The sequence below is a fragment of the Paenimyroides ummariense genome, from assembly GCF_900115115.1.
Lineage (GTDB): Bacteria > Bacteroidota > Bacteroidia > Flavobacteriales > Flavobacteriaceae > Flavobacterium > Flavobacterium ummariense.
On sequence record NZ_FOVI01000004.1, the window covers coordinates 149,211 to 164,131 of the forward strand.

Here is a 14,921-nt window from a genome sequence, read left to right on the forward strand (position 1 = left end):
GATTAGTAAAAAGAGGGAGTTTATCCCCCTTTTATTAACTGTTTCTGCGTCCGCCAAATCCTGAACGGCTTTTGCCAGAAGCTAAACCACCCATACGGGCAATTCTTGTTCTTTGTGCCTTGCTCATTGATGCAAAACCTCTGTTTGAAGTATCGCCTGAACTGTTTGAAGAATTTCCGCGTCCTGATCCTGAATTAGATCCGCTACGACCAGAGTTTGAACTTGATCCGCGACCTGATCCTGAGTTAGATCCGCTACGACCAGAGTTTGAACTTGATCCGCGACCTGATCCTGAATTAGATCCGCTACGACCAGAGTTTGAACTTGATCCGCGTCCTGATCCTGAATTAGATCCGCTACGACCAGAATTTGAGCTTGATCCGCGACCCGATCCTGAATTAGATCCGCTACGACCAGAGTTTGAACTTGATCCGCGACCTGATCCTGAATTAGATCCGCGTCCTGATCTTGATGAACTTCCTCTACCTGAATTTGAGCTTGATCCACGACCTGATCCTGAATTAGATCCGCTACGAGATGAACCAGAACCTGATCCACGACCTGATCTTGAAGAGCTACCTCTGCCTGAACTTGATCCACGACCAGAACGACCTCTTGAAGTGAATCTGCCTTGAGAATCTCTTTCGAAATCATCGTCGTCGTCGTCATCTTCATCATCGTAATCTTCGTCATCATAGTCCTCATCATCGAAGTCTTCATCATCATAATCATCGTCGTCGAAATCTTCATCATCAAAATCATCGTCATCTGATGAATTTCCATGGTTGAAATCGTCTTCAAAATCAGAGAAATCATCATCATAATCCTCGTCTTCAGAGCCGTCTTCGTAACCGTGTTCGTATCCTAATTGGTAAATTTGTTCATGTAATTCTCTCATATCGTCATGAGAAGATCCTTGTGAGTTTCTTGAATTTGAACCTCTTCTGTTGTTATTTCTTGAATTCATAATAGGTTGGTTTATTAAGTTAATATCTTCACAAGTTGCTAGCGTCTTGTATTGTTTTTAGTACAATAGATATTCCCTAATAATATGTGCCTTTTTAATATATGAAAACAGGAATAGTATGGTTCATTTCACGCAAAGTATTGTATTAATTAAGCTTCTATGCTATTTAATTTATTTTAACATTTCGAAGCTTTTCAACTGTAAATTAGTGTTCTCTTTATAAAAAAAAATTTTAATGAAGTTAAGAATTCAAATTATATCTTGATATTGAAATTTATATTAAAAATTTTAATTATAATAAAAATATTAACTTTTTATATAAATATAGTAAATAAATATATTTAAAAATAACACATAATATTCAATTTAAAACACTTGATATTTTTTAAAACTGATTCGTTTTTCAGGAATTTAATTATAAAATCTTCTGAACAAATTCTACACAAACAGAGGGAATTTTCTACATATACATACTAAATAGAAACAACCTTATATTCACATGTGATATTGTAAGAATATATTTTAAAAAGGAACTAATTGTTCATAAACTATTCAACCATAAGGTAATGATTATCGTTCAGTTGCGAAGTTTTAATAAGTTACTAAATCACTAAATACACAAGCAATAACACAAACATGTTAATTGCAGTACAAAATTTGCTATTATAAAGCTACAAGTTAAAATATCTCACTATGAAAAAGGATTTACAATTCGAAAGCCCACCCACGGCATTTTCTGAAAATGAAATTAGTTCGTTCATGAAAATTACGCCGCAGTACACTACAGATGATTATGAAGGATCTGGAAAACTGCTTGATAAAAGTGTTGTTGTTACCGCCAGCGACAACGGTGTTGGTAAAGCCGTATCTATTGCTTTTGCAAAAGAAGGTGCCAATATTATTATGGTTTACAACCATTTAAAGCACGAAAAAGAGGTTAAGAAAACGGTTAAGCTTATTGAGAAACTCGGTAGAAAAGTCTGGTTGTTTAAATCTTGTACTTTTGACGAGTTTAAATGCAAGAGGCTTTTTGAAAACATCTTAAAAAAGGTTCCTAAAATTGATATTCTGGTCAATACTTTTTCCATATCGAATAAAAAAGATACTGAAACCGGTCATTACCTGCTGCGAAAAAACGATACATTAAAAATACAGTCATTGTTCACATTAGGGCGTTTAGCACCAGAATATCTTACGCCAAACGGTATCATTATAAATTCGGCAACATTGTGTGCATACGCACAGCCCGACCAGCTGATCTTTTATTCGGCACTAAAAGCAGCCGTGAAAACCTATACACACGAAATGAACAGAATGCTGTCTTTAACCAAAAAAAGTTTACGCATAAACGGCATTACTACCGGTTTTATTTGGTCTGATACGCTTCCGGACGAACGACCAAATTACGAAAACCTGCCAACAAACATTAATTCTGTAACACCCATGCATCCTTACGAAGTTGCTCCGTTATATGTATTTATCGCTTCAAAAGAATCAAAATCTATAGCCGGGGAAACGTTAGATGCCGGAGGAAAAATTTATAAATACTAAAAACAATCATTATGAAAAAAGAACAAGAAAACAACATCCGTCAATATCCCAATCCGCCATTTCATGAACCAAGGCAAAATCCGCCTGCATCGGAAGATCAAATGGAATTAAAACCAGATCACGGCGAAGATTCTTATAAAGGTTACAACCGAATGACCAATAAATGTGTGGTAATTAGCGGTGGAGATTCAGGAATTGGTAAAGCCATAGCCATTGCATTTGCACGAGAAGGAGCCGATGTGGTAATATCTTATTTAAGCGATGTGGAAGACGAAGATGCTAAAGACACCGCAGAATGGGTACGCAAAGCCGGTAGAGAAGCCTTGTTATTTAAAGGGGATATTAATGATAAAGCAATATGCCAGGCGTTAATTGAAAGCACCATAAAGAAATTCAAGAAAATCGATGTACTTATAAACAATGCAGCCTATCAAATGGGTCGCGAAACAATTGATGAAATTAGCACCGAAGAATGGCAGTTAACCTTTGATACCAATGTACTGGCTATGTTTCATTTGTGCCAGTTAAGCATTCCGTTTATGCCAAAGGGCAGCAGTATCATCAATACCACATCGGTAAACGCATACCAGCCCAACCCTACCCTTTTGCCTTATGCTGCAACTAAAGCGGCAATACAAAATTACACGGCAAATTTAAATCAAATGCTTATTGAACAAAAGAAAGATATTCGTGTAAATGCAGTGGCACCTGGTCCGGTTTGGACGCCTTTAATTCCGAGTACCATTATTGATTATAAAGATTTTGGAAAAGATACTGCCTTAAAAAGACCAGGACAACCTGTTGAAATTGCTCCGATTTATGTTTTTTTAGCTTCGAACGAAGCATCGTATATCGGTGGAATTACTATTCCCGCTACAGGAGGAAAAATTGCGTATTAAAATTCAATCCGTTAAATAAATATGACAGAAATAAGTGTTTTAAATTGTTGTGCTTTATTAGCCGAAAAAAAACTTAAAATTGCTTTTACAGAAAGTGCTACAGCCGGAGCACTTTCTGTTGCTTTTGCACTTACGCCTTATTCGGGCGATATTTTATTGGGTAGCATTGTTTGTTACGATGCCGATGAAAAGAAGAATATATTAAACGTACCGCAAGAGTTAATTGATAAACACACGCCCGAATCAAGCGAAGTAACAACTTGCATGGCTGTTAACGCAAAAAAAATGTTTAATAAAGCCGATATTTTGGTGGCGGTTACCGGACTTACCAAAAGTGGCGGCAGCGAAACCGAAGATAAGCCTGTGGGTACCATGTATATCGATTTTATTTTTCCGGATTATCATCTGCAGGTTAAAGAAATTTTCTTGGGAAATTCGCACCAAATTGTGCATCAAACCATAAAGAAAACGGCAGATATCATTACAGCACATTTAACCAAAACCGACGAAAATTAAGCAAAAAAATAACCTCTCATAAAGTTAGAGAGGTTATTTCACTTAAAGTAAACTGCAAATTTAGTCTTCAAAGTTCTTGTTTTGGTTTTGATCGTTCGTAATGTCTTCATTAAAGTCTTTATCTCTATTTCTTACATTAGTATCCATACCGTCTGGATTTTTAGATCCTGTGTATCTTTTTTCATCCTGGTTGGTTTGATGCTCTTCTGAACGACCGTCTTTATTGGTATTTCTTGTAGATTCGTTTTCTCGATCAATATCATTTTGATCATGATTGTTACGAGTTTGTTGATTTTTGTTTTGATTGTCAAAAGATTGATCATTTTGATTCTGATTCTTTTGATTTTGATTTTGCGGATTGTTTTGGTTATTCATTCCGTCTTGTCCTGGGTTGTTTTTGTTATTGTCCATGATTATAATTGATTAGGTTGTTTAATAATTTATAACTTTGGTATTCAATCTTACTTAAATACATAATGAATTTCACTTCATTTCTACGGGGCTTTCCCAATTAAACTAATTCAATAAGTAATCCAACCATTTATAAATGTGTATTTTACAATTTATTCTGTAACGAGTTTTTATAAATTAATAAATAGAAATCGTAGAGATATCAAGCAATCAGAATTTTAACATTTCAGATAAATTATGTAATGATATACGAACAATAAGTACTTAATTGACTCATGCAGAACAAAACAATCATTAAATCCGATATTTATATTAAAATTATATTTAAAACAAATAAAATTAACTTTAATAAAAATTATTAAATAAATAATTAAATTAAAAATATGTATATATATTAATTATAAATATTCTTTGGATCTATGCTTCAAAACCTGAAATCAAAAATACCTTTGGTGTAAAAAAAGTACCTTAGTTGTACCAAAAATACACAAACTGACGATTTGTTTCTAAAATCATATAATTCAAATAGCCTATAATTAACTGCAATTTATAAAGGAATGCTTTTTGTACTTAATAAAACATCTTACTTAACTTACAGAATTTCTTATTCATTTTTATATTAATAATATTGATTTTCTCTATAAATTTTAGTTTAGAACAATATCAATAAAAAAATATATTGCTATGAAAAAGATTCTTTTTAAATACTTATTTATAAGCGCATTAGCTTTAACATTTACAGCAACAATTGCTTGCAGAGACAATAAAAATACCGATGATGTAAACCGTTATGATTCACTGCCGGAACAGGAAAGAATGTACGATGATCCGGACCCTTTAAACGAACAAGATGTTTCGGGCGGAACCATTGACAATCATCAAGGAAGTTCTATTGATGCAACAGATAACATGAACGATAATGACACTATAGACCGAAGAAATTCTTCATCAAACAGTAATCAAAGTACACAAGATAACCGTTAGTTACACTCAATTATTCATTTTACATTTTTTGTACCGATTTAAAATATTAGATCGGTACAATTTTTTTTAGAAAATATAATGCTTGGCACGAATTTTTAGTATAATTTAACACACAACAAAAATATCTCACAAACAACCTGCATTATGACTAAAAAAATTACTTTCCATCTAAAGAAATCAAAATTCTATTTAATGATTGTCGGTTTTTTCTCGATCTTCTTCTTAACAAGTGCCTGCCATTGGGATCAAGACGAGGATAAAATTGCCGGTAATAAAGTATTGATTTTAAAATTCAGCCACGATACCAATGATTTTATCGAAGGAAAAGAATACAAATCGTTCAATAAAACCGATCAATTTACCGTAACTGTTTCAAAAGAAACAAACCCAGATGAAATCATTACAAACGTAACCTACACAGAAACAAACGCCTTACTTTTAAAAGCTTCAACCTTGCCGTTGCCAGAAAAAGGTAAAATAATTATTCCGCAAGATTTTAGTCAAGCTACTGCTTTTGAAAGAGTTGAAACCAACGATTTTGTAACGCCCCAAAATGGTTATAAAGAAGTAGAATTGTACATTTTAGACGAATCGCATTTTATTGATATGTGGTCTAAAATTCAAAGTTTGGTAAAAGTACGCGAATATTTAAAATCAAATCCAAACCAGCAAATACAGGTGTTTTTTCATCAACATTCAATCGGAAACTCTCAAGGTAATTGGATTTTCATCTTAAAAAATTAATCTTCGTAAATAAATAAGTACATTTATGTCTATTTAGACAACACCTATGGAAATTAACGAGTTTCTTTTTGGAGATACTGGCACTTCGTTTTTAGTATCAATAATGCTGCGTACGTTTGTAATGTTTCTGCTCATCTTAATATTTTTAAGACTGCTTGGCAAACGCGGAATAAAACAATTGTCGGTATTTGAACTGGTTGTAATTTTAGGATTAGGATCTGCCGCCGGCGACCCTATGATTTATAAAGAAATTGGCGTTTTTAGTGCGCTGGTTGCTTTTTCTGTAGTTACAATCTGCTACAAACTACTAACCGTTTTGGTGTTTAAATTTAAATGGATAGAAACACTTGTTGAAGGCAAAGAAGTTTATATCATTAAAAAGGGAAAATTTTCTATTGAAGAATTCCGGAAAGAATCATTAAGCAAAGATGAATTTTTTATGGAATTAAGGCTACAAGGTGTTTTTCATTTAGGTCAGGTTGAATATGCCATTTTAGAAACAACCGGCGAAGTGAGCGTTTACTTTTTTGATCACGAACATACAAAATACGGCTTACCTATTCTGCCCGATTCATTAAAGAAAACAGTAAAAGCTTTTGAAACCGACACTTTTTATTCATGTACTTTTTGCGGACAAACCGTTAAATATATCGCTCAAAACAATTTTATTTGCCCAAAATGCAATAAAAACGAATGGGTTAAAGCAAGTAACAGAAAAGTAAATCGTTAAAATTCAATTTAAAATATTTTTAAGGCACGTATTTTGATGTAATTATACAAAATCATATTAAAGAATTAGAGAATTAAATGGTGGTACGAACCCTTATTCGTAAGCGCGTTCTCACCTTTAGTTCTTTAGGGTAATGCTTATCTTTATGGTAAGCATTATCTTTTTTAAATAATTATTATTTTTTTTGATTTCACAAAAGAAAATAAATTTTATTAAAAATATAACATCCAACAATAAAATGGGAAAAGAAGTTTATAACTATATGGAGTTTTAAGATGTTTTATTGAATTTTATTAACTTTTATTTATAGCAACAGCAGTTGTACAATATAGAAAAATGTTTTTATATTTGTTTACTCACCTTATTAATTCAGATAAAAACTCCGTTATGAGCCGACAATTTTGGTCCTCCGCTAATGGGGTTTTTTACTCGATAGAATTAAAAGGTGAGATATTTAATTTGGTGCGGAGGACTTTTTATTATCCAACACTTTCAAAAAAAATATCCCAAAAATTATATCATTTTATTCTTTTGTTTGAACAGCTTGTTTTTTTAGCTTATCAATTTTTCCGGGACTTCCAAAAACATAAAACCATTTTTCTTTAAAAGTTTTTGCTGTTTTCACATCTTTATACATACTGTCGTACTCATGAAAATTCAAATGCAGCGGATTTAGTTTATGATCAATTTTATGAGTAATTCCGTAAGTAGGTTTTTCTTCTTCAGGCTGATACGTTCCTAACAGCATATCCCAAAAAATAAAAATTGCAGCAAAATTCTTATCGATATATTTTTCGTCTGATCCATGATGAACCCTGTGGTTTGAAGGTGTAACAAAAATTGCTTCAATAAAACGCGGAAGTTTCCCAATATATTCGGTATGCTGCCAAAACTGAAACAAAACCGATATTTGATTCACAATAAAAAAGATTACAGGATGAAAGCCAAGAAAAGCAACCGGTAAAAAGAACAATATTTTAAAATGTTGCACCCAGCTTAATCTAAAAGAAACCGTTAAATTGTAATTATCGGCGCTGTGATGTATAACGTGCGTAGCCCAAAAGAAACGGTTAAAATGCGATACTCTGTGTGCCCAATAGCTGCAAAAATCGTAAATAATCAAACATGGAAAAAGTGTCCACCAATTTAATTCCATTCGCCACGGAACCAGATTATAGATGTAAACCGCTCCGTAAATAAAAGCAACCTTAAGCACTAAATTTATAGCTACATTCCCCAATCCTACAAATAAAGATCCCAAACTTTCTTTAGTGTTGTAATTTCTTTTTTCAGAGTACCAAGAATACCAAATTTCCAATCCGGTAAAAAAAGCCATTAACGGAATAGCATAAACTATTAAATCGCCTGACTGTTGTTCTAATTCTTTAATATTTTCGTAAGAAATGGGTGATGCACCAAAAAAGTTACTCATATTGCAATTTGATTTTTTATTTGCTATTTACTACGCAGAAATTATGCCTGATTGTTGAAGATAACTATTAATACAGCAAAAACCTAAACATTACAGCAATGTTAACATTAATAGTTTAAATTGGTGTTTTCAAATTAAATGTCGAACTCTTTCATTACTTATCTGTTTTTAATAAATTTGTAAGATAAAAGCTTTAATTTAAAATGGAAAACAAACAACATATTATTGACCGATTTATAAGTTATGTAACTGTTGATACAGAATCGGATCCAAATTCAGAAACTACTCCATCAACCAAAAAACAATGGGATTTAGCAAATAAGTTAGTAGAAGAATTAAAACAAATTGGTTTAGAAGAAGTAACTATAGATGAAAATGCCTACATCATGGCTACTTTACCAAGCAATGTTTCGCACGAAGTTCCTACAATTGGTTTTGTTTCTCATTTTGATACTTCGCCAGATTTTACAGGTGCAAACGTAAAACCACAGATTGTTGAAAATTATGATGGTGGTGATATCCTTTTAAATAAAGAACAAAACATTGTATTGTCACCAAGTTATTTCGATGATTTGTTACAATACAAAGGTCAAACTATTATTACTACAGACGGAACAACTTTGCTGGGTGCCGATGATAAAGCTGGAATCTGCGAAATTGTTTCTGCTATGGAATATTTAGTTCAGCATCCGGAAATTAAGCACGGAAAAATCAGAATTGGCTTTACTCCCGATGAAGAAATTGGTCGCGGTGCACATAAATTCGATGTTGAAAAATTTGGTGCCGATTGGGCTTACACAATGGACGGAAGTCAGATTGGAGAATTAGAATACGAAAATTTCAATGCTGCAGGAGTTAAATTAATTTTTAAAGGAAAAAGCGTTCACCCAGGTTATGCAAAAGGTAAAATGATTAATTCTATGCTTTTGGCTAACAAGTTTATATCAAAACTGCCATTAAAAGAAGTCCCTGAAAAAACAACAGGTTATGAAGGATTTTTCCATGTAAATGATATCCACGGATCTATTGAAGAAACCGAAGTTCACATGATCATTCGCGATCACAGCTTGAAAAAATTCAAAAAGCGTAAAAAATTGATTCGTGAAATGGTTAATAAATTCAACAAAAAATATGCTGAAAAATTTGGCGATAAAATTGTTGATTGCGAAATTAAAGATCAATACTATAACATGAAGGAAAAGGTGGAACCTGTTATGTATATTGTTGATATTGCAGAAGAAGCTATGAAAGAATTAAACATAAAACCGATTATTAAGCCAATTCGTGGCGGAACAGACGGTTCTCAACTTTCATACATGGGATTACCTTGTCCGAATATCTTTTCAGGCGGACATAATTTCCACGGTAAATACGAGTATGTTCCTGTGGAAAGTATTTTAAAAGCAACAGAAGTTATTGTTAAAATAGCTGAAATTACTGCGAAAAGAAAGTTTTAATTAAAAACAAAAGTTGCTAAATATAAACTGCCCCCAAATAGTTTCAAACTTTTTGGGGGCAGTGCATTTTCAATAAATCGCTTTTTCATTGAAGACTAAACTATTTCTCAGATTTAATTTTCTGTTTGATTTCTGCTACAATTTTATCCTTATTCTTAATCCAATCCAAAGTCCAGATTCGGTAAATATTCCAACCTAAACTTTCTAAGACATTCGGAATTAACAATTCGCGATCGTTGGTAGTTTGTGTTTGCACATAATTTTCGCCATCGACCAAAATGCCTAAAACGTATTGATCTTTATTCTTCGGATCAACAATTCCAATGTCTAATCGGTAAGCTGATGTACCAATATTTGTTTTCACTTCTAATCCGTTTTCATTTAAATATCTAGAAATACTTTCAATTAAATTCTGCTTTTGTATGTTGTTTGTTGAATTGAAATTCGTTGGCAACAAGCCTTTTTCTGCAAAATTTAAAAAACCTTTTAATCCTTTTACACCTTCGGCCTGCGTTCTGTTCAAATCGATCTGATCTGCTTTTAAAGACGAAAAAACTTTCATTTCATAACGCGCGCGCGTTACAGCTACATTCAATCTTCGCCAGCCTCCTTCCCTATTCAGCGGACCAAAATTCATTGATAATTTACCATCTTTATCAGCACCATATCCAATAGAAAATAAGATAATATCGCGTTCATCACCCTGAACATTTTCTAAATTCTTAATAAAAATAGGCTCTTCTGCCTGCAAAGCTTTTTCTTCTAAAAACGAATTCTCTTGATATAGTTTTTGTAGCAGATCTTCAATTAAAACCTGCTGTGTCTGGCTAAAAGTAACCACTCCAACCGATTCTTTTTTACCCGACTGCAAATGATTTTTTATATACGAAACAATCGCTTCAGCTTCTTGTTTGTTGGTTCGCGTGTTGCCTTTATCGTAATGTCCGGCAATGTATTCAAACGTAACTTTTTTGTCTAAATCGTCGGCAGATGGAAAAGTAAGTAGTTTGTTTTCATAGAAATTAGCATTACTAAAGGCAATCAAACTCTCGTGTTTACTACGGTAATGACGCAACAAATATTTAGACGGAATAGAAATTGCCAAGGTATCGTCTAAAATACTTTCCAAATCTTCTAATTCCATGTTTTCTTCGTCGATTTTAGTGGATGCAAAAAAACTTGTAGGAGGCATCTGTTTCGGATCTCCAACAATAATTGCCTGTTTTGCACGCGCCAAAGCACTAATGGCTTCTGATGTTGGTAATTGCGAAGCTTCATCAAAAATAACCAGGTCAAAATGGTTGGTATCAACATCGAAATACTGCGCCACAGAAATGGGACTCATTAACATGCACGGTTTTAAACGTGGAAGCAGTGTTGGAATCTGGTCGAAAAGTTTACGGATTGATACACCGCGTGCCTTGTTACGAATTGCCTTTTGTAAAATTCCTATTTCTGAACTTGAAACCGCTTCCTGTGTTAAATTCGGAATATTATTACTTAACTGAAACTGCAACTTATTCTTTGTAATTTCGGTAAACTCTTGATATGTTTTTTTGTATTGATCGACCAACGCTTCGTAAACATTCGCATCAAACGTGTTTAAAACCGAAGAAGAATTTAAGGTTTGCACAAACAAATTCAAATGAATCAAATCTTCGAACTGTTTTGCCAAACGGTCTTTTTCAATTTTATTCTGCTCTAATAAATCAATAAACCACTTCAAATTTAAATCAACCGCTTTTTGTTTGTAATGGTTGTAGGTAATCCAATCTTCTAACAAATGCAGATTGTTTTTCACAGTTGATACAATGGAACTGTTTGCATTTTCGTTTAGATAAGACTGAATATTTTTATGAGCCTTTTGGTACGATTTTAATTGTTGAACAGCATCATTAATGCCTGATTTTAAGAACGAATTATCAAAATACTGCTTTAACCACGATTGAAAATCTGTTAGATTTAAACTTTCTGCAACTTGCTGTAAATGTTGTAATTGCTTAATGTGTTGCTGTAACAAACTAACATCAAAACGTTGATTTTTAAGATATTGATTCGTTGTATTATAAACTCCCTGATATTGCGATTCCTGCAGATTTCGTTTTAATAAACTATAAGAAGATAAATCACTAAAGATGTTATCAATCTGAACAGCATCACTTATTTTATTTTTAGAAAATCCGTTTAAAAACTGTTTAATTTTTCGTTGTTTCAACCACTTTGGCAAAAACCAGGTGTGTTTTGACTGATTCCAGATTTGTTCTAATTCTGAAGCATTTGCAGTTAAAATATTTGGATTGAAGTTTACAATAATCTGATCTTCTTTTGCTTGAAATTGTGTCTGCAGTTCCAGCCAATTATTCAAAACATTTAGTTGTGAAGCATTAAAAAACACATCAACCACAGATTGATCTGCATTGAAATTCTGTAAATTATCCAACAATTCAATAATAGCTGCAACCTGCTGATTGTAAGGTTCTTTAAACGGAAAATTATAATCGGAATTTAATTTATCAACTTCCTGGGTACTTTTCTCAAATTCTGAAATAGATTCTTGAATATTGTTTTTGTGAGAAAAATTCTGTTCTTGCAACGAAATAAATCGCAACGGATGTTTTGAAGGATGATCGTTCATTTTTCCGGTTAATCCTTCCATCTGAACACTCCAATCCTTCCAATTGTTCCAGGTAGAAGCATCAATCAACAATAAATTTTCCTTTAAAATCAGTTCTTGATTAACTTCCATCTCATTTATATCCAAATACGAAATGGTATCGTACAAAGTCCAACCAATTGCTAACGGTTGGTGCAACAAGTTAATGTATTGACTTAATTCGGTTTTCCGCTGATCGATTCTGTTTGCTTCTTCGTTAAAATTAATCTGATTTATATATTTCGGCACCGCTAAAGATTGCGCTAACTGCACCAAAACATCGCTTTTTTTAGATTTGTTAGAATGCAGTTCCAAACAAAAAGCTCCTAAACCAATTTTATCCAAACGCGTATGCACCACATCTAAAGCAGCTTTTTTTGCAGCAACGAACAATACTTTTTTATTATTTGCCAACGCATCGGCAATAATGTTTGTTATGGTTTGCGATTTTCCCGTTCCAGGTGGTCCGTGTAGCACAAAACTTTTATTGGCATTGGCATTTAAAACAGCTTCTAACTGCGAATGATCTGTAGCAATGGGCAATGTTAACCAGTTTGCCGGCAGCGTTTCCAGATCGATATTCAGTGTATCTGTATTTAAACTTTCGTGTAATTTTCCGTCGATCAAGCTCTTAACAATCGTACTTTTTTGAATTTCTTCTGAAAATTTCGAAATATCCTGCCATAAAATAAGTTTATTAAACGAAAAAGTTCCCAAAACGGTTTGTTCTAAAATATCCCAACCTTTAAGATTCAAAATTTCCTTTCTAAACAGCGTCAGTACTTTTTTAACATCAACACCGGCATCGTCCATCGGTAAATTTTCCAATCCTGACAAATCTAACTGATATTCCTGCCTTAAATATTCCAGCAACGTAATGTTAATCATGGTTTCTTCTTCACGGCTTCGCAAAGTAAAAGCAGCATTGACAGATTTTCGGCTTAATTCAACCGGAATCAATAACAACGGAGCCAAGCGCGGAATGTCTTTATTTTTTGGTTCGATCCATTTTAACAATCCAACACCCAAATAAAGCGTACTTTTTCCGTTTTCTTCTTCGGCAAGTTTGGCATTCCTAAACAAATGCGTTAAAACAGCATCGAGTTCAATTTGGTGGTAATGTGTGTATAAACGATTGTATTTGAATTCTGAATCGGCGAATTGATACAGCGGATCGCTTACATGCAACGGTTCGGTGTACAAATTGTATTTACCGGCAATTGGCTGACTATTGTTGGGTTGAAGCGTAAACGATTTGCCATTTGCCAAATGATCTTCCAGCAGATTTATGTTTAAATCTACCAATTGCAACATACTTTTTGTAAAGCGAATGTTTAGGAGATTATTGCGTAACGATAAATCTAAAAGCTTGCGCTCCCAAATTTTTTGTTTGGTTAGATTTTGTGATTCTCCTAAATCGAGATCGTCGTAAATTGCACCAATTTCGAATTCTTTATCAATTTTATGAGAGGTTATGTTCGATTTAATATCATCGTTCGATACTTCTTCTGCCACATAAACAGGTAACGGACGAATACCTTTTGATCGTGCATTTTTAATATCAATCGCCATTGAAAAATTGTTAATCTGCAACATTTGGGCTTCGGCTGAAACCATTGCATCTTTAAATTTCAACTTATTTCCTTTACACAAACTTGTAGCTTCAACAAGAGCAATTTCCTTGATTCCCAAGGCAATTCGCTTGGTTAACGCACTGGCATCGTAAGTAACAGTATCGTTAAATCGCTGATCATCTAACCAAACGCCAACAAAAGCATGACCGCGGGTAATTACCAAAATAGGATTTAGATCAACAGCCTCTAAACACGCCGCAAAAAGCAGGGAAATATCAATACAGTTTCCAAATTTTGTTTCTAAAACCTGATCAATCAACCGAATTCGTTGTCCTTCTGTTTCAAAACTTGCCGGCATGGCGCTGTAAACCAGCTGCAAATTAACCATTGCCTGATACAAAGCCGAAACCATTTGTAACACGCGTTCTTTATTTTGCGACTGATATCCCTCAAAAGAAGCTGTTAATTTATTTTTTTCGAGAATTGTTACAGCATCTGATTTTATCTGATAAATCAACGGATGATTAGCCAAAACATAGCTTGCCAAAAGTTCGGGATACGCGTTTAATCCACCAAAATAATCAACAGGAAGAACGGGTAAATCAAATGCTGTTTGAAAAACCAGTTCGTTATTGCTGAACATTTTAAAAGAAATAACATCGATATCGCGTTCAACCAACTGTTTTAAAAACGATAAATCATAGTTGAATTTTATATTTTGCAGGGAATGATTTCCAACTGGCATTGTATCATGATATTCTTTAAAAGCATCAAACAAACCCAATTGTGAAGTGATTTCAATTCGAATGTTTCCTAAAGCTTTGCCTTCTAACTGCCATACAACACTTTCTAAAAACGAGTAGTTGTTTACACAAAAGCTATAATTAAAATACGGTTGTTTGTTTATATTGATAAGTGTAATTGCTGCAAATTCGCCCATGTTTTTTCTGAATTTTAAAGCTATAAATATAGAAAAAGTTTTTAACAATTGTTGCAGACATTT

Annotated in this window: 11 protein-coding genes; 7 read left to right on the forward strand and 4 right to left on the reverse strand. The window is 33.4% G+C overall.

All coding sequences use genetic code 11. The annotated features are described in order from the left end of the window. Positions 1 to 34 precede the first annotated feature (34 nt). Positions 35 to 967, reverse strand: a complete 933-nt coding sequence (locus tag BM253_RS04655) for a hypothetical protein (protein ID WP_143095584.1) — start codon at positions 965 to 967, stop codon at positions 35 to 37. 693 nt (positions 968 to 1,660) lie between these two features. Here BM253_RS04655 and BM253_RS04660 point away from each other — a divergent pair. The 3 genes from BM253_RS04660 to BM253_RS04670 are packed head-to-tail and all read left to right on the forward strand — an operon-like array spanning position 1,661 to position 3,933. Further along, on the forward strand, positions 1,661 to 2,518 hold the full coding sequence (locus BM253_RS04660; RefSeq protein WP_091519946.1) for an SDR family oxidoreductase: 858 nt from the start codon (positions 1,661 to 1,663) through the stop codon (positions 2,516 to 2,518). 11 nt (positions 2,519 to 2,529) lie between these two features. Then, complete coding sequence (locus tag BM253_RS04665; protein ID WP_091519949.1) at positions 2,530 to 3,417, forward strand: SDR family oxidoreductase; 888 nt, start codon at positions 2,530 to 2,532, stop codon at positions 3,415 to 3,417. Positions 3,418 to 3,438: 21 nt separating this feature from the next. Then, on the forward strand, positions 3,439 to 3,933 hold the full coding sequence (locus BM253_RS04670; protein WP_091519953.1) for a CinA family protein: 495 nt from the start codon (positions 3,439 to 3,441) through the stop codon (positions 3,931 to 3,933). A gap of 60 nt (positions 3,934 to 3,993) precedes the next feature. On the opposite strand, the gene BM253_RS04675 is transcribed toward BM253_RS04670, so the two are convergent. Continuing rightward, on the reverse strand, positions 3,994 to 4,344 hold the full coding sequence (locus tag BM253_RS04675; protein WP_091519957.1) for a hypothetical protein: 351 nt from the start codon (positions 4,342 to 4,344) through the stop codon (positions 3,994 to 3,996). Positions 4,345 to 5,028: 684 nt separating this feature from the next. Here BM253_RS04675 and BM253_RS04680 point away from each other — a divergent pair. From BM253_RS04680 to BM253_RS04690, 3 genes are all read left to right on the forward strand, one after another. Continuing rightward, entirely contained in the window at positions 5,029 to 5,328 is a 300-nt protein-coding gene (locus BM253_RS04680; RefSeq protein ID WP_091519960.1) for a hypothetical protein, read from the forward strand. Between the two features lie 144 nt (positions 5,329 to 5,472). Next, complete coding sequence (locus tag BM253_RS04685; RefSeq protein WP_091519963.1) at positions 5,473 to 6,072, forward strand: hypothetical protein; 600 nt, start codon at positions 5,473 to 5,475, stop codon at positions 6,070 to 6,072. 46 nt (positions 6,073 to 6,118) lie between these two features. After that, positions 6,119 to 6,802 carry a YetF domain-containing protein gene (locus BM253_RS04690; RefSeq protein ID WP_091519965.1) on the forward strand — a complete coding sequence of 228 codons (684 nt, stop codon included), beginning with the start codon at positions 6,119 to 6,121 and terminating at the stop codon, positions 6,800 to 6,802. A 523-nt stretch (positions 6,803 to 7,325) separates the two neighbouring features. Here the strand turns inward: BM253_RS04690 and BM253_RS04695 are convergent. After that, positions 7,326 to 8,234, reverse strand: a complete 909-nt coding sequence (locus tag BM253_RS04695; RefSeq protein WP_091519968.1) for a sterol desaturase family protein — start codon at positions 8,232 to 8,234, stop codon at positions 7,326 to 7,328. A gap of 203 nt (positions 8,235 to 8,437) precedes the next feature. Between BM253_RS04695 and pepT the strand changes: the two genes are divergently transcribed. Continuing rightward, positions 8,438 to 9,691, forward strand: coding sequence for a peptidase T (gene pepT, locus BM253_RS04700; protein ID WP_091519972.1), 1,254 nt, complete (start codon positions 8,438 to 8,440; stop codon positions 9,689 to 9,691). 100 nt (positions 9,692 to 9,791) lie between these two features. Here the strand turns inward: pepT and BM253_RS04705 are convergent, their stop codons facing one another. After that, a complete protein-coding gene (locus tag BM253_RS04705; RefSeq protein WP_091519976.1) occupies positions 9,792 to 14,858 on the reverse strand; it encodes a DUF4011 domain-containing protein in 5,067 nt (1,688 codons plus the stop codon). Positions 14,859 to 14,921 lie beyond the last annotated feature (63 nt).

Excerpts from the sequence above, each read along its gene's own strand:
- BM253_RS04655 (WP_143095584.1), bottom strand. The coding sequence starts at position 967 with ATGAATTCAAGAAATAACAACAGAAGAGGTTCAAATTCAAGAAACTCA.
- BM253_RS04660 (WP_091519946.1), top strand. The coding sequence starts at position 1,661 with ATGAAAAAGGATTTACAATTCGAAAGCCCACCCACGGCATTTTCTGAA.
- BM253_RS04665 (WP_091519949.1), top strand. The coding sequence starts at position 2,530 with ATGAAAAAAGAACAAGAAAACAACATCCGTCAATATCCCAATCCGCCA.
- BM253_RS04670 (WP_091519953.1), top strand. The coding sequence starts at position 3,439 with ATGACAGAAATAAGTGTTTTAAATTGTTGTGCTTTATTAGCCGAAAAA.
- BM253_RS04675 (WP_091519957.1), bottom strand. The coding sequence starts at position 4,344 with ATGGACAATAACAAAAACAACCCAGGACAAGACGGAATGAATAACCAA.
- BM253_RS04680 (WP_091519960.1), top strand. The coding sequence starts at position 5,029 with ATGAAAAAGATTCTTTTTAAATACTTATTTATAAGCGCATTAGCTTTA.
- BM253_RS04685 (WP_091519963.1), top strand. The coding sequence starts at position 5,473 with ATGACTAAAAAAATTACTTTCCATCTAAAGAAATCAAAATTCTATTTA.
- BM253_RS04690 (WP_091519965.1), top strand. The coding sequence starts at position 6,119 with ATGGAAATTAACGAGTTTCTTTTTGGAGATACTGGCACTTCGTTTTTA.
- BM253_RS04695 (WP_091519968.1), bottom strand. The coding sequence starts at position 8,234 with ATGAGTAACTTTTTTGGTGCATCACCCATTTCTTACGAAAATATTAAA.
- pepT (WP_091519972.1), top strand. The coding sequence starts at position 8,438 with ATGGAAAACAAACAACATATTATTGACCGATTTATAAGTTATGTAACT.
- BM253_RS04705 (WP_091519976.1), bottom strand. The coding sequence starts at position 14,858 with ATGGGCGAATTTGCAGCAATTACACTTATCAATATAAACAAACAACCG.